17 protein-coding genes are annotated in these 17,519 nt (G+C 67.9%); 7 read left to right on the top strand and 10 right to left on the bottom strand.

Annotated features, from left to right (window positions below; all coding sequences use genetic code 11):
- The first annotated feature begins 8 nt into the window (after nucleotides 1–8).
- Together AC3ANP_RS09320 and AC3ANP_RS09315 are read left to right on the top strand one after the other, a co-directional pair.
- Nucleotides 9–1,169, top strand: a complete 1,161-nt coding sequence (locus AC3ANP_RS09320; protein WP_488329913.1) for a VIT1/CCC1 transporter family protein — start codon at nucleotides 9–11, stop codon at nucleotides 1,167–1,169.
- On the top strand, nucleotides 1,169–2,143 hold the full coding sequence (locus AC3ANP_RS09315; RefSeq protein WP_488329912.1) for a matrixin family metalloprotease: 975 nt from the start codon (nucleotides 1,169–1,171) through the stop codon (nucleotides 2,141–2,143). The genes AC3ANP_RS09320 and AC3ANP_RS09315 overlap by 1 nt, the downstream gene beginning before the upstream one ends.
- On the opposite strand, the gene AC3ANP_RS09310 is transcribed toward AC3ANP_RS09315, so the two are convergent.
- Complete coding sequence (locus AC3ANP_RS09310; RefSeq protein WP_488329911.1) at nucleotides 2,140–3,276, bottom strand: LOG family protein; 1,137 nt, start codon at nucleotides 3,274–3,276, stop codon at nucleotides 2,140–2,142. The genes AC3ANP_RS09315 and AC3ANP_RS09310 overlap by 4 nt on opposite strands.
- 52 nt (nucleotides 3,277–3,328) lie before the next feature.
- Between AC3ANP_RS09310 and AC3ANP_RS09305 the strand changes: the two genes are divergently transcribed.
- The 3 genes from AC3ANP_RS09305 (at nucleotide 3,329) to AC3ANP_RS09295 (ending at nucleotide 5,125) form a co-directional block, all read left to right on the top strand.
- Complete coding sequence (locus AC3ANP_RS09305; protein ID WP_488329910.1) at nucleotides 3,329–4,183, top strand: gamma-glutamyl-gamma-aminobutyrate hydrolase family protein; 855 nt, start codon at nucleotides 3,329–3,331, stop codon at nucleotides 4,181–4,183.
- 103 nt (nucleotides 4,184–4,286) lie between these two features.
- On the top strand, nucleotides 4,287–4,646 hold the full coding sequence (locus tag AC3ANP_RS09300) for an ArsR/SmtB family transcription factor (protein ID WP_488329909.1): 360 nt from the start codon (nucleotides 4,287–4,289) through the stop codon (nucleotides 4,644–4,646).
- Complete coding sequence (locus AC3ANP_RS09295; protein ID WP_488329908.1) at nucleotides 4,643–5,125, top strand: SRPBCC family protein; 483 nt, start codon at nucleotides 4,643–4,645, stop codon at nucleotides 5,123–5,125. Before AC3ANP_RS09300 ends, AC3ANP_RS09295 begins: the two co-directional genes overlap by 4 nt.
- Nucleotides 5,126–5,260: 135 nt before the next feature.
- Here AC3ANP_RS09295 and sucD read toward each other — a convergent pair whose 3' ends face one another.
- From sucD to AC3ANP_RS09270, 5 genes are all read right to left on the bottom strand, one after another.
- A complete protein-coding gene (gene sucD, locus AC3ANP_RS09290; RefSeq protein ID WP_488329907.1) occupies nucleotides 5,261–6,163 on the bottom strand; it encodes a succinate--CoA ligase subunit alpha in 903 nt (300 codons plus the stop codon).
- An 11-nt stretch (nucleotides 6,164–6,174) separates the two neighbouring features.
- Nucleotides 6,175–7,344 carry an ADP-forming succinate--CoA ligase subunit beta gene (gene sucC, locus AC3ANP_RS09285; protein ID WP_488329906.1) on the bottom strand — a complete coding sequence of 390 codons (1,170 nt, stop codon included), beginning with the start codon at nucleotides 7,342–7,344 and terminating at the stop codon, nucleotides 6,175–6,177.
- 224 nt (nucleotides 7,345–7,568) lie between these two features.
- Nucleotides 7,569–8,276 (bottom strand): hypothetical protein, encoded by a 708-nt coding sequence (locus AC3ANP_RS09280; RefSeq protein WP_488329905.1) that lies wholly within the window; start codon nucleotides 8,274–8,276, stop codon nucleotides 7,569–7,571.
- A 58-nt stretch (nucleotides 8,277–8,334) separates the two neighbouring features.
- Entirely contained in the window at nucleotides 8,335–10,881 is a 2,547-nt protein-coding gene (pcrA, locus tag AC3ANP_RS09275) for a DNA helicase PcrA (protein WP_488329904.1), read from the bottom strand.
- Nucleotides 10,882–11,325: 444 nt separating this feature from the next.
- Nucleotides 11,326–12,198, bottom strand: coding sequence for an inositol monophosphatase family protein (locus AC3ANP_RS09270; RefSeq protein WP_488329903.1), 873 nt, complete (start codon nucleotides 12,196–12,198; stop codon nucleotides 11,326–11,328).
- Between the two features lie 107 nt (nucleotides 12,199–12,305).
- On the opposite strand from AC3ANP_RS09270, the gene AC3ANP_RS09265 reads away from it, so the two are divergent.
- Nucleotides 12,306–12,935 carry a hypothetical protein gene (locus AC3ANP_RS09265; protein WP_488329902.1) on the top strand — a complete coding sequence of 210 codons (630 nt, stop codon included), beginning with the start codon at nucleotides 12,306–12,308 and terminating at the stop codon, nucleotides 12,933–12,935.
- A 242-nt stretch (nucleotides 12,936–13,177) separates the two neighbouring features.
- Here AC3ANP_RS09265 and AC3ANP_RS09260 read toward each other — a convergent pair whose 3' ends face one another.
- Complete coding sequence (locus tag AC3ANP_RS09260; RefSeq protein ID WP_488329901.1) at nucleotides 13,178–14,248, bottom strand: hypothetical protein; 1,071 nt, start codon at nucleotides 14,246–14,248, stop codon at nucleotides 13,178–13,180.
- Nucleotides 14,249–14,449: 201 nt separating this feature from the next.
- Here AC3ANP_RS09260 and AC3ANP_RS09255 point away from each other — a divergent pair, with 201 nt between their 5' ends.
- Nucleotides 14,450–14,605 (top strand): hypothetical protein, encoded by a 156-nt coding sequence (locus AC3ANP_RS09255; protein WP_488329900.1) that lies wholly within the window; start codon nucleotides 14,450–14,452, stop codon nucleotides 14,603–14,605.
- A gap of 170 nt (nucleotides 14,606–14,775) precedes the next feature.
- Here the strand turns inward: AC3ANP_RS09255 and AC3ANP_RS09250 are convergent, their stop codons facing one another.
- The 3 genes from AC3ANP_RS09250 to AC3ANP_RS09240 form a co-directional block, all read right to left on the bottom strand.
- Nucleotides 14,776–16,311 carry a putative bifunctional diguanylate cyclase/phosphodiesterase gene (locus AC3ANP_RS09250; protein ID WP_488329899.1) on the bottom strand — a complete coding sequence of 512 codons (1,536 nt, stop codon included), beginning with the start codon at nucleotides 16,309–16,311 and terminating at the stop codon, nucleotides 14,776–14,778.
- Complete coding sequence (locus AC3ANP_RS09245) at nucleotides 16,301–16,762, bottom strand: DUF7793 family protein (protein WP_488329898.1); 462 nt, start codon at nucleotides 16,760–16,762, stop codon at nucleotides 16,301–16,303. Before AC3ANP_RS09245 ends, AC3ANP_RS09250 begins: the two co-directional genes overlap by 11 nt.
- 279 nt (nucleotides 16,763–17,041) lie before the next feature.
- The gene (locus tag AC3ANP_RS09240; protein WP_488329897.1) at nucleotides 17,042–17,461 is read right to left on the bottom strand and encodes a hypothetical protein; all 420 of its coding nucleotides are present in this window, start codon (nucleotides 17,459–17,461) and stop codon (nucleotides 17,042–17,044) included.
- Between the last annotated feature and the right edge of the window lie 58 nt (nucleotides 17,462–17,519).

Here is a 17,519-nt window from a genome sequence, read left to right as displayed (position 1 = left end):
GAGTTTTCGTGTCCCAGCCCCTCCCCTATAACCCCAACCGTCCGGATCCCGCGGCCGGCCAGGGCCACCCTGCGGCCCAGTCCGGCTCCGCGGCGAGCCCTGCGGACATCAAGCGCTGGCGGCAGTACCTCGCGGACGAGCGCGCCGAAGCCCGCGTCTACCGCGACCTCGCCCAAAACCGCAGCGGCGAGGAACGCGACATCCTGCTGGCGCTGGCCGAAGCCGAAGGACGCCACGAGGCGCACTGGCTGCAGTTGCTCGGCGACCAGGCCGGCCGGCCGCGGCCCGCCTCGCTCCGGAGCCAGTTCCTCGGCTTCCTGGCCCGGCACTTCGGCTCCGTCTTTGTCCTGGCCCTGGCCCAGCGCGCGGAGAGCCGCTCGCCCTATGCCAACGACCCCTCCGCCACCCCGGCGATGGTCGCCGATGAGCAGATCCACGAAGAAGTGGTCCGCGGGCTGGCGACCCGGGGCCGCAACCGCCTCGCCGGCAGTTTCCGTGCCGCCGTGTTCGGTGCCAACGACGGACTGGTCAGCAACCTCTCGCTCGTCATGGGCATGGCCGCCTCCGGCGTGGGCAGTTCCGTGGTGCTGCTCAGCGGCGTTGCCGGCCTGCTGGCCGGCGCGCTGTCAATGGGAGCCGGCGAGTTCATCTCGGTGCGGTCGCAGCGTGAACTGCTCGCCGCCACCCGGCCCACCCAGATCACGCTGTCCGCCGCGCCGCTGCTGGACATCGAGCACAACGAGCTGCTGCTCGTCTACCTGGCCCGCGGCATGTCCCGGGAGGCCGCGGAGCACCGCGTCGCCGAGCGGATGGGCCTGCTCGACTGCGACTGCGACCCGAGCCTGTCGCTGCGCCCCGAAATACCCGAGACCGAGGACCAGCACGAAGCCGTCGGCACCGCCTGGAGCGCGGCGGCGTCCAGCTTCTGCTTCTTCGCCTCCGGTGCCATCATCCCGATCATTCCCTTCGTCCTCGGGATGACCGGCGTCGGCGCACTTGTGGTGTCGGCCGGCCTGGTCGGCATCGCCCTGCTGCTGACCGGCGGCGTCGTCGGGCTGCTCTCCGGCACCTCCCCCACCAGCCGCGGGTTCCGCCAGCTTGCGATCGGCATGGGCGCCGCCGCCGTCACCTACCTGCTTGGCCTGGCCTTCGGCGCGGTGATCGGTTAGTGCACGATCCCGGGCTCCGGGACCGCTCCGCGCGGCGCAGCCGTGCCCGCAGGGCCTTCCGGCTGGCCCGCAACCTCGCCGCCGTGATCCTGATCGCCGGGGCCGCGTTCCTGACGGCCGGCCTCGTCTACGGTGATCCGCGCTTCGTGGGGCTGTTCGCGTTCGACGCCGGCCCCCGGACGCACCCGGCGACGCCTCCGGCCACCGCCCAGGCCACCGCGCAGGTCACGGGCCGGGCCACTGCCACTCCGCACGCGGGCGTCCCGGACGGGCAGCCCGGCCCTGCCGGCGAAAACCCTCAGGACGCCGCTCCGAGTCCGGGGTTCGAAGAGCAGGACCGGCCCTTGGGCCAGCCCCCGGCGCGGTCCTCCCCCAGCACCTCGTTCAAGTTCCTGGCGACCAACCCCGACGGCGGACCGGTGGGCTATTCTCCGTGCCGGCCGCTGCACTACGTGATCAACGCGGCACTGGCCCCGCCGGGCGGCAGCCAACTCGTCGAAGCTGCGATCCGGACCGTGTCCCGGGCCACCGGGATCACGTTCATCGCCGACGGGCCAAGCGCGGAGGAACCGTCGCAGGCACGGGCGCCGTACCAGCCCGGACGCTACGGCGACCGCTGGGCACCCCTGCTGATTGCCTGGACCACGCCGGAACAGGCACCGCAGCTCAAGGGTCCGGTGATCGGAACCGGCGGCAGCACGCACTTTAGCTTCGGGGACGGCCCCAAGAGCTTTGTCACCGGCAGCCTGGAACTGGATGCACCCCAGATCACCGCAAGCCTGGGCCGCGCCGACGGGCCCGCCTATGCGACCGCAGTGATCCTGCACGAGCTCGGCCACGTCATGGGCCTCGAACACGTCGATGACCCCGCGCAGCTGATGTACCCGGAGATCGGCTCGCCCGAGGGGCTGGCCGCGGGCGACCTCAACGGGCTCCGCGAACTGGGCCGCGCCGTCTGCCGCAAGGACCTCTAGCGCCGCTGGGCTTCCAGCACGGCGAGGGCTTCGTCGACGCTGTCCACCAGGAAAATCCGGTTCTCCATCGGCCGGCCCGCGGCGAGGCGCTGCAACAACGGCCAGGCCGGGAACCGGTCCAGCCAGTGCTCCCTGCCCAGCAGGACCATGGGCGTGATGGTTTCCGGGGAGCCGTAGTAGTTTTCACAGGCGTCCTGGAAGATCTCCTGGACGGTGCCGCCGGAGCCTGGGAGGAAGACGATCCCGCCGTTGCACAGCTGCAGCAGGATCGCCTCGCGGATGGCGTTGGCGAAGTACTTCGCGATGTGGGTGGCGAAGTAGTTGGGCGGCTCATGGCCGTAGAACCAGGTGGGGATGCCCAGCGACGGCGTACCGTCCGGATGGCGTTCGACGACGGCGGCCGCGGCCCGCGCCCACGCCGAGACTGAGGGCCGGAAGCCCGGCACGACGGCGAGGTCGTCCAGCGCACGCCGAAAATCGGCGTCGTCCGCGGCGCTGAGGTAGGCGCCCAGGTTGGCGGCCTCCATGGCGCCGGGTCCTCCCCCGGTGGCGACGGTCCGGCCGCTGCGTGCCAGCCGCCGGCCCAGCAGGGCCGCGTCGGCGAAACCTTCGGCGCCGCGGCGTTCGGCATGGCCGCCCATCACGCCCACGATGTTGCGGTCCGGAGCCAGCCCGCCGCGGACCAGGTCCTCCAGCGCGTCGCCGATCGAGTGGTCGTGCAGGGCGGCTGCAAGGGTCGCGTCGAGGCGCCGGCCCGGGCGGATGCTCCACTGGTAAACCCGGGCGTCCGGGGTGTCCTCGTAAGGGGTCTCCGCGATCCCGGCGTAGAGCTCCTGCGGGGTGTAGAGGTGGCCGCGGTAGGGGTCGAATGGCACTGTAGCCAGTTTGGGGAAGATGAGGGCGCCGCGGCCGCGCAGGGATGCCTCGACGCCGTCGTCGAAGCTGCACCCGAGGAAGATCGCGCCCTGCGCATCAAGGGACGCCAGGGCCGACCGGCGGCCGCGCAGATCCAAGGACTGGAGATGCCAGCCATGCATGCTCCTGGCCCCGCCGGCCACGAGCCGGTCGAAGCCGTCCAGGCTTTCGACTTCCAGGGTCCGCGGGCTCGGGTGGAGGCTGCGGGCAGCGTTCATCCGGTAATCCTAGCCTGCGCCACAATCCGGACACGGTGAGGCAAAATGAGTCATGCAGAGTCCCTCGGGGCCCGGTAACGGCCGGCCCAGCATCGGCATTCCGGTCCGGCTCAGTTCCTCGACCGACGCCGATCCACGGGTGGGTAAGGCCAACGCACTGTTCGGTTACATCGTGGAGTTGCTGCGCGACGGCGGCGCCGACCCGCGGCTGCTGACCGGTGACGAAAGCCTTCACGACCTCGACGGCGTCGTCCTGCCCGGCGGCGGCGACCTTGATCCCGGGCTCTACGGCGAAGCCGAGGGCGGGTCCTGCTACGACGTCAACCAGCGGCAGGACAGCCTGGATCTTGCCGTGGCCCGGCAAGCCATCGACGCCGGCCTGCCGGTGCTGGGCATCTGCCGCGGGCACCAGCTCCTGAACGTCCTCTATGGCGGCACCCTGCTTCAGGACATGGCGCCCGGCGCGGTCCCGCACCGGCTGGCCGCGCCAGTGCCCGGCTCCGGCTCCTGGGCCTGGCATGAGGTGGAGATCGCCGCGGGCTCGAAGGTCGCCGGACTTTACCGGGCCCCCGAGTCGAGCCACGGACCGGAAGGCGGCCTTTCGGGGCAGGCAGCAGGCGTTCCGGGGCAGGCACTGCGGGTAAAGATCGCGTCCGGACACCACCAGGCGGTGGCCCGGCTGGGTGAAGGACTCGTGGTGACCGCCAGGGCAGCGGATGGCACGGTGGAGGCGCTGGAGGATCCGTCCCGGTGGGTTGCCTCCGTGCAGTGGCACCCGGAGGCCGTCGAGCTCCCTGCCGGGGAACGGGCCGCCCCGTTCCGCGCTTTCGTGGACGTCTGCCGGGGCCGCTCGAACCGGCGCGCCGGAGCACCACCTCCCCACGCGGCACCCCTTGCCGGCCCGTAGGCACCAGGCGTAGCCTGTAATCAACCGATACGTTGATCAACGATTTGGTTGGTAACGCTGAATGAGTTGGTAACGCTAGCGGCCTGATTCTGGAGTGTGACCCGTGGCCGACGACGACGCAACCCTCGACGCCGCCTTCCTGGCGCTGGCCGATCCCGTCCGCCGCCGGATCATCGCCCGGCTGAGCCGGGGACCGGCCACGGTCAACGAACTGGCGGAACCCTTCGCGATCACCAAACAGGCGGTCTCGAAGCATATTCAGGTCCTCGAGCAGGCTGAGCTGGTCACGCGCACCCGCGACGCCCAGCGCCGGCCCGTCCACCTGAACCCCGCACGGCTGGAGGCACTCACCGCCTGGATTGACCAGTACCGGTTGGTCCGCGAAGAGCAGTTCCGCAGCCTCGACGCCGTGCTCCAATCCCAGGCCGCTGAACGCGGCGCACAGGCAAAGGACTCATCATGAGCAACGCCCTGAAACTCACCGTCCCGGACGGAAAACCCTTCATCGACATCGAGCGCGAGTTCGAATTTCCCGTGGCTGACGTCTTCCGCGCGCACAAGGACCCCGACCTCGTCGCCCAGTGGCTCGGGCCGCGGCGGCTCACCATGGAGGTGGACCACTACGACTTCCGCACCGGCGGCAGCTACCGCTACACGCACACCGGGCCCGACGGCGTCGCCCACCTGTTCAGCGGCGTCTTCCACACGGTGCGGGAGAACGAGTTCGCCGTCCAGACGTTCGAATACGGCGGCTACCCGGACGTGGTCAGCATCGAGTTCCTCACTTTCCAAGATCTCGGTGGCGGCCGCACCAGGCTGACCGCGCACGCCGTATACCCGAGCATGGAAGCCCGGGACGGCATGGCGCAGTCCGGCATGGAAGGCGGACTGGCCGAAGCCTATGAGCAACTCGAGGAACTCCTGGCCGGCACCAGGGTCTGAGGGCCGGCGATGCGCCGGAGCTCCGGGAGCGCCGTTTAACGAAGCAACGCGGGGTCACTTCCGGCCCGTCCCAATGAAACGGACGGGCCGGAAGTGACCTCGCGTTGCTTGATGCTGCTGGTGTTGCTGTGGCGCCTAGAGCGCCGCGTAAACCTCGCGCAGCAGGGTGGCGGTCTCGGACGGCGTCTTGCCGACCTTGACGCCGGCAGCCTCGAGGGCTTCCTTCTTGGCCTGGGCGGTGCCGGCGGAACCGGACACGATCGCACCGGCGTGGCCCATGGTCTTGCCTTCCGGGGCGGTGAAGCCGGCCACGTAGCCGACGACCGGCTTCGTGACGTGGGCCTTGATGTAGTCCGCGGCCCGTTCCTCGGCGTCGCCGCCGATTTCGCCGATCATGACGATCGCCTTGGTTTCGGGATCCGCTTCGAACGCCTCGAGGGCGTCGATGTGGGTGGTGCCGATGACCGGGTCGCCGCCGATGCCGATGGCGGTGGAGAAACCGAGGTCACGCAGTTCGTACATCATCTGGTAGGTCAGGGTGCCCGACTTGGAGACGAGGCCGATGGGGCCCTTGCCGGTGATGTTGGCCGGGGTGATGCCGACCAGGGCCTCGCCCGGGGTGATGATGCCGGGGCAGTTCGGCCCGATGATGCGGGTGACCTGCTTGCCGTCGGCGTCAACCTTGGACTGGGCCAGGGCCCAGAACTCGGCGGAATCCTGGACCGGCACGCCTTCGGTGATGACGACAACCAGGCCGATGCCGGCCTCGATGGCTTCGACGACCGCGTCCTTGGTGAAGGCCGGCGGAACGAAGACGATGGAGACGTCTGCGCCGGTTTCCGCCATGGCTTCCTTGACGGTGCCGAAGACGGTGATTTCGTTGTCGCCATGGACGACGGTGGTGCCGGCCTTACGGGCGTTGACGCCGCCGACGATGTTCGTGCCGGCCTTGAGCATGAGGGCGGTGTGCTTGGTGCCTTCGCCGCCGGTGATGCCCTGGACGATGACCTTGGAGTCCTTGTTCAGATAAATAGACATAGTCGGTCCCTTTACTTCGCTGCGTTGGCGAGCTCGGCAGCCTTGTCGGCGCCCTCGTCCATGGTGGCGGCCAGGGTAACCAGCGGGTGGTTGGCCTCGGCCAGGATGCGGCGGCCTTCCTCGACGTTGTTGCCGTCGAGGCGGACGACCAGCGGCTTGTTCGCGGAGGAGCCCAGCTCGGCCAGTGCGCCGACGATGCCCTTGGCGACCGCGTCACAGGCGGTGATGCCGCCGAAGACGTTGACGAAGACGGACTTGACCTGCTCGTCGCCGAGGATGACGTCGAGGCCTGCGGCCATGACCTCGGCGGAGGCTCCGCCGCCGATGTCCAGGAAGTTGGCGGGCTTGACGTTGCCGTGGTTTTCGCCGGCGTACGCGACGACGTCGAGCGTGGACATGACCAGGCCGGCACCGTTACCGATGATGCCGACGGAGCCGTCGAGCTTGACGTAGTTGAGGTCCTGCGCCTTGGCCTTGGCCTCAAGCGGGTCGGCGGCGTCCTTGTCTTCAAGGGCGGAGTGCTTGGCGTGGCGGAAGCCTGCGTTCTCGTCGAGGGAGACCTTGCCGTCGAGGGCAACGATGTCACCGGCGCCGGTCTTGACCAGCGGGTTGACCTCCACGAGGGTGGCGTCTTCCTTCTTGAACACGTCCCAGAGCTTGAGGATGACGGCGGCGACCTTGCCGCGCAGTTCCTCGGCGAAGCCCGCTGCTGCGACGATTTCGTCGGCCTTGGCCTGGTCGATGCCGACAGCCGGGTCGATGGCGACCTTGGCCAGCGCGTCGGGGCGCTCGACGGCGAGCTGCTCGATTTCCATGCCGCCTTCCACCGAGCACATGGCCAGGTAGTTGCGGTTGGCGCGGTCCAGCAGGACGGAGAAGTAGTATTCCTCGGCGATGTCGGCACCCTGGGCAATCATCACCTTGTTGACGGTGTGTCCCTTGATGTCCATGCCGAGGATATCGGTGGTGTACTCCAGAGCCTCATCGGCGGTCTTGGCGACCTTAACGCCGCCGGCCTTTCCGCGGCCACCGACCTTAACCTGTGCCTTGACGACAGTTACGCCGCCGATCTTCTCGGCAGCTGCCTTTGCTTCTTCAGGGGTGTGCGCCACGATGCCAGCAAGCACGGGTACACCGTGCGCCTCGAACATATCGCGCGCCTGATATTCAAACAGGTCCACGGTTTAGTGTCCTTCTACGTCGAAGTAGTTTCTGTACAGCCGGACCCCACGTACTCGCGGTTACCGGGCTGCGGAATAAACGCACGCTGCGGCAGGCTGGGAAGCGAGCCACAGGCGCAATGCTCCTCTCTCGAACTCTAGTCCTTCCTCAGGACGAGCCCGACCCAGACTACCTCTTATGTGAGTAAGGACACTATTCTATTCGGCGTAGAAAAACCGCGAGATTACGGGGTTTTTGGGGCCGTCGGCGGGGTCGGCGGAGCTGGTTTCGCGGGAGCGGAAACCAATTCGTAACGGTCCCGGGCAACGAAGAAGGCGACCCCGCCGGAGACGTTTCCGCAGGCGACGCCGCCGTCGTATGCGGAGCACCGGAGCCCGTTCCGCTCGATGTTCGCCCCGTCCGGGAGCACCGGCAGCTGGGAGATCGGACCGGCGCCGGTCCCGCCGGGCCCGTTTTCGGCTTCCTGCTCGGTGACGCCGGAACGGCATTCGCCGTAGACGGCCCGCTCCGGCGTCAGCACGGCGGTACCGCCCAGGTAGCCCAGGCCGGTGCCGGCGCAGTCGTCCCGGATATCGGCGGCCGCGGGCTTGGGATAGACGGCCAGTTCGCAGTGTGCCACCGGCACGGTTGCGAACTTCCCGTTGCCGCTGGCGCCGTAGCCGTTGAGTTCGTAGGGCAGGTTGATGTGCTCACCCCGCGCCGAGGTCAGTGAACAGACGATGTTGCGGTCTGCCGTGACAAAGCTGAGCACGTCTTGGCCGGCGCCCAGCGTGGCCGGGTCGGTCAGGGGCGCCTGCCGGAGCTGTTCGAGCACAGGCAGCGGAGCCGGCGGGACGTAGTCCGGGTCCTGCCGCGTGACGGTACAGCCGGAAGATGCCAGCAGAATGACGGCGGCGAGTATCCCCCGGGCTGTTCGTCGCATGGGTCCCATTATGCCCGCCGGCTGCCTATCCCGGGCGGACGCGCGGGCGTGTGCGGCGCGGCCCGGGTCAGGCGACGATCTTGGTCAGCGGCGCGTACCGCAGCAGGAGCCGCTTCTCGCCGACATCGAATTTCACCTTGGCGACCGTCTTGTCTCCGGCGCCTTCGACGGCAAGCACGGTGCCGTTGCCGAAGCTGGTGTGGTTGACCTTGTCCCCCACACTGACGGCGACGATCTCCTTTTGCGGCTGCACCCGGTTCCGGGCGATGGCGGCGGGAACATCGGCGTTGAAGCCCGCCGAGGAGTCCGCGCCCGTGCCGCGGGCCGCGCCGGCTCCCCAGAACGACCCGCTGTAGCGGCTGGACCCAATGGCTCCGCCGCCCCAGCCGCCGGCCTGCCGGGAGGTGCCTTCACGCTTCCAGTCGACCAGTTCGGCAGGGATCTCCTCGATGAACTGGCTGGCCGGGTTGTACTGGCTCTGGCCCCACATGCTGCGGACCTCGGACCGGGTCAGGTAGAGCCGCTTCCGCGCCCGGGTCAGCCCCACGTAGGCCAGCCGGCGCTCTTCCGCGAGTTCCTTCGGGTCCGTGGCCGAGCGCTGGTGCGGGAACAGCCCGTGCTCCATGCCGGTCAGGAACACCACCGGGAATTCGAGACCTTTGGCGGTGTGCAGCGTCATCAGGGTGACGACGCCGAGCCGCTTCGCCTCGGCGACGGCTGCCGCCGCGTCCTCTTCGTCTCCCGGCGCATCGGGGATCTGGTCGGCGTCGGCCACGAGCGAGACCTGTTCCAGGAACGCGCCGAGCGAGCCGTCGGGATTGTCCCGTTCGTATTCACGCACGACGGCGACGAGCTCGGCGAGGTTCTCCACCCGGGATTCGTCCTGCGGGTCGGTGCTGGCGCGCAGCGTGGCGAGGTAGCCGGTCTGTTCCAGCACCGCTTCGAGGGCTGCCGCCGCGCCGGACCCGGCGGCCACTTCGGCCAGGTCATCGAGGAGCTTGACGAAGCCCACGACGGCGTTGACCGAGCGGGTGGCCATGCCGGGTGCTTCCTCGGCGCGGCGGGCAGCGGCGATGAAGGAGGTCCGTTCCCGCTGCGCCAGGGCAGCCAGTGCTCCCTCGGCCCGGTCGCCGATGCCCCGCTTGGGTTCGTTCAGGATGCGGCGGAGGTTGACGTCGTCGTCCGGGTTGACCAGCACGCGCAGGTAGGCGAGGGCGTCCTTGATTTCCTTGCGCTCGTAGAACCGGGTGCCGCCGACCACCTTGTAGGGCAGCCCGACGCGCACCAGGACGTCTTCAATGGACCTCGACTGGGCGTTGGTCCGGTAGAAGATGGCCACGTCGCCGGGCCGGAGGTCGCCCTCGTCCTGCAGCCGGTCGATCTCCTTGGCGATGAACTGCGCCTCGTCGTGTTCGTTTTCACCGACGTACCCGACGATCTTTTCGCCGTCGCCCTCGGCGGTCCAGAGACGCTTCTCGGGCCGGTTGGGGTTCCGCGAGATCACCGAGTTGGCGGCGCTGAGGATGGTTTGGGTGGAGCGGTAGTTTTGCTCGAGCTTGATGGTGCGGGCGTCCGGATAGTCCTTCTCGAACTCCACGATGTTGCGGATGTCCGCGCCGCGGAAAGCGTAGATGGACTGGTCCGAGTCCCCGACGACGGTCAGTTCGGCCGCGTCCGGTCCCTCGCCGACGATTTCCCTGACCAGGGCGTACTGGGCGTGGTTGGTGTCCTGGTATTCGTCCACCAGCACGTGCCGGAAGCGGCGCCGGTACGAGTCCGCGAGCGCCGGGAAGGCCCGGAGCATGTAGACGGTTTCGGCGATCAGGTCATCGAAGTCCATCGCGTTGGCCTGCCGCAGCCGTTGGGTGTAGCCCTTGAAGACCTCGGCCACCGCCTGTTCGAACGGGTCACTGTGATTGGCGCTGGAGGCGTAGCTGTCCGCGTCGATCAGTTCATTCTTCAGGGCCGAGATCTTGTGCTGGATTGCCTTGGGCGGGAAGCGCTTCGGGTCGATATCCAGGGTCTTGGCTACCAAGGTGATCAGGCGCAGCGAGTCGGCGGAGTCGTAGATGGAGAAGTTGGAGTTCAGGCCGACGTTCTTGGCCTCGCGGCGCAGGATCCGGACGCAGGAGGAGTGGAAGGTCGAAACCCACATGGTCTTGGCCCGGCCGCCCACCAGCGCCTCGACCCGCTCGCGCATCTCCGCGGCGGCCTTGTTGGTGAAGGTGATGGCCAGGATCTCGCCGTGGTGGGCGCGCCGGGTGGCGATCAGGTAGGCGATGCGGTGGCTGAGCACGCGGGTCTTGCCGGATCCGGCGCCGGCCACGATCAGCAGCGCGCTCCCGGCATGTTTGACGGCTTCCTCCTGCTGCGGGTTCAGTCCCTGCAGCAGCTCGTCCGCGTTGGGCAGCCGCTGGTGGTGGCGGTCCTCATGGCCGGGGTGGTTGCCATGTCCGGTTCCCCCGGTGTGCCCCTCGTCCGCGAAGCGCGCTGCGGAGTCGAGGTCCGGCAGGCTGCGCCCGGCCCCCGGGTTTCCGGACGCCTTGGCGGGTGCGGCCGGGTTGGCGGCAGCTCGGAAGGGTCCGTCGGCGTAGGGGTCAAACAACATATCCATGGTGTTAACAAGTCTAGGCGGTGCCACTGACGGCCAGGGTCGGGGGTGGCCCGGCCGACCTGCTGCGCCCGGCACGCCCACTATTCCCACCGGACATGCCCCGCCGTGCGGGCGAGGGGTGAGCATAACCCCATGATGTCCAGGCCCCGGGCTGAAGAATGAGCATGTCCCGCCGCGTGCACCGCGAACAATGAGCATGCCCCGCCGCGCGGGTGACGGCTGGGCATAACTCACGGTGTCCCCCGGCCGAGCCGCAAGAATGAGCATGCGCCATCGCGCGGACGAGGGATGAGCATAACCCCATGATGTCCAGGCCCCGGGCTGAAGAATGAGCATGTCCCGCCGGCCGGCCGCGAACAATGGGCATGCCCCGTCGTGGGCGCCGCGAAAAATGGGCATGCTCCCCGGATGCGGCCTGGACCCGACCTGCTCGGCCGGCGAGACCTACCCGACCGAACCGGACAGGAGCGCAGCGCGGAGCTGCCGCACCGCCGTCGAGCCGCCGGCCAGGAACCACTCAAGGCCGTTGACGCGCACGACGTCGGTGGTCCCGCCGGCGGAGCGTACGATCGCCTCGCCGGGAAGCCAGTCCCATTCCGGCGCGCTGTGTTGGAACCAGCAGCCCAGTTCGCCGTCCGCCACCCGGCCGAGGTCGCACGAGCCGGAGCCAAACATGCGCAGGGTCGCCGCCGCGGTGGCGGCCGCATGCCAGGGCATGGCGCACATGGGGTCGGCGAGCCAGCTGGGATGAATGTAGGTCGCGGCACCAAGTTCCGCCAAGGGTGTCTCCGCCCGGCCCGCTCCGCCCGCTGCACGGGTCCGGAACCCGGTCAGCGGTTCACCGTTCAGGGTGGCGCTACGGGTGCTGCCGCCGAGCCACAGCTTGTCCTCCTCGGGCTGGAAGATGGCGCCCAGCAGGGCCCCGGACGAGTCCTTGAGGGCGATCGCGGAGCACCAGTAGCTGGAACCGTGCAAGAAGTTGTAGGTGCCGTCGACCGGGTCGATGACCCAGGTCCTGCCGCTGCTCCCCTGCTTCGCGGCGCCCTCTTCGCCCAGGACGCCATCCTCGGGCCGGCAGCGCTGAAGCTGTTCGAGGACATACGCCTCGGCGGCGTGGTCCGCGGCGGTGACGACGTCGGAGACGGACGTCTTTTGCCGGCCCTCCAGCCCGGCCTGCCGCATCAGGAGCGCCAGGTCGCCGGCCTCCCGCACCAGGGCCTCGGCCAGCTGATAGTCATCCAGGTCGGGGCTGAGTTCCGCGGCGCTGTGCCGGCCAAGCCGGCGCCTGCCAAGTTCATTGCTGCTGAGTTCGCTCACCCGTTCAGCCTATCGGGCGCCGGAAAGCACTGAACAGGCACGTCCCCGCGGGCACCACCCGCCCCCGACCGGCAGAGGCCGCGCAGGCGACGGGCAATAATGTAACCATGGCCAAGACACCCGCGCAGCGGATTAAGAAGCACGGCGCCAACGCCGCCGTTCCCCAGCACCACCTGCCCGCGGTGATCAACCCCAGCACCACCCGCACGCCGCAGAAGGCGCAAAGCAACAGCAACCTGATCCTGATCGCCGGCGTCGCGGCAAGCCTCTTCCTGTTCTGGTACCTGCACCTGCTGACCCTGAACCAGCTCACGCAGCTAAGCGGCGGCCTTCCGATGCCCGACTCGCTGGTGGGAGGCTTCGACCAGGGGTTCGTGGAACGGTTGCGTTCGGCCATGGACCCGGACGCGCGCGGCCAGTTGAACTACGTGCACAAGACCGCCGGCACGCTGTTCCCGTTGATTTTCGGCTTCACCTGGTTGCTGCTGATCGGCACGAACGTCACCCGGAAGCCCCTGCGCTGGGCCCTGTGGGCTGTTCCGCTGCTGTTCGCGGGTGTCCGACTGTGGGCCAACCCGGTCATCGACTCAATGATGTCCGCGGCCACGCTCGACGGCGGCCAGGTCGCCTTGGCATCCGGGCTCACGGTGGCAGGCTGGGTCCTGCTGGTCCTGAGCCTGGTGGCCGGCGTCGCGGCAGTTCTCCTGGGCCGGAAGAAGTCCCCGGCCAAGGCGTAGGGGCCGCGGAACATCTCCGGCGCGCGGCCGGACATGCCCATTGTTCTGTGCCGGAACCGGACATGTCCGTACGGCTAACGCAGCGCGGCCGGACATGCCCATCGCTCGGCCGAGACAACGGGCATATACCCCATATGCCCACTCCTCAGCCCCGACACAGGACATGTCCGCACCGCTAACGCAGCGCCGCCGGACATGCCCATTGATCGGCGCACGTTCATGTGCCGTCCGGACCGGACAGGCTAGGTACGGGCGAGACCCGTGGCGCGGAGCAGTCTGGACCACAGGGACGCCTTGCCGAGTTCGGTCTCGAGAAACTCTCGGGCCTGCTGGGAACGGTGCGGGGCGCCGGCGCTTTCGAAATGGACCACGGCCTCGCGCAACGACTTGCGCGCTGCTGTCGCGTCCCCCAGTGCCATCTGGGCACGTCCGAGAAGGAAGCACGCGTCCCCAAGCACCTGAGGAGCAGTCGTCGCGGTGCGGATGTCCTCGAGAATTGCCACCGCGGACTCCGCGTCGCCGGCCAGGAAGCTCCAGTGAGCCCTATTCCGGCGGAGAAGTAGCAGATCAGTGTCACTGCCACCGATCACGTCAGTGGCCAGCTCGGCTCGTTCGATGCATCGCAGCGTGTCCGAATCGGCGATGTTGGCGGCGAGTCTCATAGCGGCCGATGCCTTGTTGAATTTAGCCCAGATGTTGAGGTCCCTAGCTGGCGAAAACGTCGTGGCAGCGAGTTCGTGGTACCTCAATCCGTCATCCAACTTGTCGCACAAAAACGCCACGTTCCCTACAACCCAATAGGTCTTCCCAGCCAGTTGCTCATCCACCTCGTCCGAGATGACGCCCGCAAGCTCTTGGCTTTCGGACCAAGCTTCGGCAAGCTTGCCGGAGTCCGCTAGTGCGGCAATCAGGGCCTGTCGGGCTTTGACACTGAGATCAACGTCCGACTCGGCCCGCGTAAGTTCAATGGCGGCTTTCGCTTCGGCTGCCGCTCTCTCCAACAGCCCCGACCCCTGATAAGCATGCGACATCAGTATGTGGACCTGGGCCCGCTTCTGCGTCGAGATCGGGTGCCCCGCCTCGAGGAGCGTGGACGCTGCCTCTGCGCAAGGTTCGAAGTCAGCATCCGACAAATAGCTCTCCGCCCGGAAGAATGTCATCGCCCACCACGATTGGAGGTCGCCCTCGGTCAGCGCGATTTGAGCAGCCTCACCCGCGCTCTTAGCTGCCTCGGAGAAGTCGTGGTTGGCCCGGTATTCCCGGGCCCGAAGCTCGGCCGCAGCATAAGCCGGCGAGACTGATTGTTGTTGCATGCTTCGATTATCCGCCACCCGAGCGGGAACTCGGACAGCACACGCAAGTGGATGGCTTGTCAAGGACTCAAGAATACGCGCAGATATCACAGTTACGCCCAACCTTCGCCTAAATCGTTACCTGCGGCGTGTCTCTTACCCCTATACTAGGAAAGCACCACCTCATCAGTCACACCAGCCTCTCGAATAACAGGAGCCTCAATGAAGAAGACCCTTGCCACCCTCCTCGTCGCCGGCGCCTTGGCGGCAGCGGGCCTTTCTGCTGCTTCAGCTGTGTCTGCAAGCGGTAACGCTTCGGATCAAGGCTCAGTCTCGGCCGTGTTCTACTGGCCCGATTTCTCCCCCAAGAAGAACTAAGGGAAAGCATCAACCGCGAAGGGCGGGAACCGGAGTAACTACCGGTTCCCGCCCTTTGTTTTGTCCGGAACAATGCCGCCACTAGCCAAGCCTCGGCACGCGGCCTCGCGTGCCGCCGTCGTGCGGCCCTCAACGCGTGGCCCCAAGAGAGCGGACCGACGAGGCGCTGCCTACTGCCTGAGGACCCTGCCCAGTCCGATCAGGTCTTCGACCTCGTCGGGAGGCGCGGGCCGGCCAAAGTAGTAGCCTTGACCGCTGGCGCAGCCGAGGCGGACCAGTTCCTCGGCCTGTTCGAGCGTCTCGATGCCCTCCGCCAGGGCCCGGAGCCCGCAGGCGTGGATCAGGTGTAGCACGGCCTCGACGAATCGGCTCTGGTCCTCGTCCGTGCCCAGCCCGTCGATCAGGCTGCGGTCGATCTTGACCACATTGACCGGAAGCTTCCGCAGGTAGCTGATCGACGAGTAGCCCGTGCCGAAGTCATCGATTTCGAGCTGCACGCCCAGCTGCCGCAACCCGCTGAGGGAATACTTGTCCACGTCGCCGCCGGTGACCGCCGTGGATTCGGTCAGTTCGATGACGAGATTCCTGGCTTCGACACCGGTTTCACGAAGGATGTCCTGGACGTGCTCGATGAGCTCCAGGTTCTGCAGTTCCGTGGTGGAGATGTTGACCCGCACGGAAAAGTCAGGGTCCACCGAGAGCCGGTCCTGCCAGTCACGCAGCTGGCGGACGGCGTTGCGCAGGACCCAATGGCCCAGCTCCACGATCATCCCGGTCTCTTCAGCCAGCGGGATGAACTGGTCCGGCATCAGCAGCCCGCGCTCCGGGTGGTTCCAGCGGACCAGGGCTTCGACGCCCTCGACCCGGCCGGTGGCCAGCTCCACGACGGGCTGGTAATGCAGGGTCAGCTGGTCCTCCCGGATGGCGTGGCGCATCTCCGTGACCATCAGGCTCTGCAGCCGCCGGGCGTACAGCAACGCGGGTTCAAAGACCTTGATGCCGCTGTGCGGCTGGGCCTTGGCCGCGTACATGGCGGTGTCGGCTTCCATCACGAGGTCCTCGGCCGACTGGCCGGGCTCCGCGACGCGCACGCCAATGCTGGTGCCACAGGTGATCCGCAGGTCGCCGAGCTCCAGGCTTTCACCCACCGCCTTGAGGATCCTGTTGGCCACGCGCCGGGCACGTACAAGGTTGGATTTGGGCAGCATGACAGCGAACTCGTCGCCGCCGAGCCGCGCGACCGTATCGGTGGTCCGGACCGCGTCCTGGAGCCGGCGGGCAATGACCCGCAGGACGTCGTCCCCCGCGCTGTGCCCCAGCGTGTCATTGATGCCCTTGAAGGAGTCCAGGTCGAGTACCAGGAGCGCCGGCGGCGCCTCACCGCGGGTCGTCTCCGCCAGCGCATGGCTCAGCACCGCGTTCAGCGCCGTCCGGTTGGCCAGCTGGGTCAATGGATCGGTCAGCGCCATCCGTTCGAGCTCCACCTGGGCCTCGCGGAGCATGGCCGTCCGGCTCTCGACCCGCTCTTCGAGCTCCTGGTAGATGGTCTGCAGGTCATCGGCCATCAAGTTGATGCCGGCGATGACGGCCGCGACGTCGTCGCGCGCACCGGAGTGCGGAATCCGCGTGCTCAGGTCGCCGCTGGCGATCCGGACAATGCCCTCGACGAGCGTATGCAGGCGTGGGTCTGGAACGTCACTTTTCACTCGTAAAAAGCCTTAACCAATCGAGGGCATCCGTGCGCGAAGTAAAGAACTCGGCCGGGATCGCTTCGGACCTGGAACGCAGGAGGTAGTGCGCGATCACCCTGTCGACCGGAGTAACCCCCACGATCGCGAAGGCCGACGCGGCGATCGACCCGACGTAAACCTGGCGGGCTTCCACGCTGACGCCGACCGCGCCGGAGATGATGATCAAGACCGGCATCCGCCGGCCGTCGGCCAGGGACCGGACCGCCGCACCGGCGACCCGGGCTTCGGGGCCCTCGACCACACGGTTCGGGGGCACCGCAACTTCAAGGATGCCGCCGTCGAGCATGCGCACGCCGATGACCGGCCCCGCCTCGGCGGACTCAGGTACGGCCAGGCGGGCGGCGACCTCGTGTGGCGCTTCCTCCGGGGCTTGTTCATCCGGCGCAACCGGTGCCTCGACCGTCATCAGAGCCCTGCCCGGCAGTCTTCGCCGCGGGGCGACGCGGCACCTGCACGGCCACGGCACGCAGTGACCGGGAAGCTTGGCACAACTAGCTGATCAGGCATTCGTCCCCAATGGCTAAAAGTCGGCAATTCGGCGTGCTTCGGAGCCAACTCCCGCACGAGGCGCCGGAAGCTTCCGGCGAATGCCCTCATAATAGTCCACACTTACGCGTCGATGAGACATCGGACACTCCTGCGACGCACCCGGTGTCCGGCACCAAGGCGGTTCGTCTCTGCCGGGCTATCGGGCGAAGTACTCCCGCAGGCTGGACAGTGAGCTCGAACCCTTGTAACCGAGGTCGCCGGGTCCGGCCTGGACGGCGTCGTCCGGAGAGAAGATGCCGACCCCGAAGGTGCCGCCCTGGACGTCCCCGATGCTGTCGAGCAGGACGGGCATGGCCTTCCGCAGCGTTTCGGCCAGCACCTCCTTGTCCGCACTGTTGCCGACCAGTTTCACGGTAAGGAAGGTTCCGGAGGTATTGACGGCGGCGTCCGCCGCCGCGGAACTGACCCCGGGCACGGACAGCGCGGCCTGCTGGAGGGCGGATTCCAGCTGCCCCGCCTGCGACGGTCCGCCCAGCCCGCAAGCCGACAGGAAGGCCGCCAGGCAGGAGGCCAGCAGGAGCGTGATCAGTGCGCGGGGCCAGGCTGTCGTGTTCATGGTCTGCTTCCACTACGGTGTGCCGCCTGCGGACGCCGCCATGACTGGCAGTAACGCG

This window comes from Arthrobacter sp. JB02-1C (assembly GCF_057748045.1).
The sequence above is the reverse complement of the archived record's forward strand: the minus strand, read 5'-3'. Positions and strand labels throughout refer to the sequence as shown.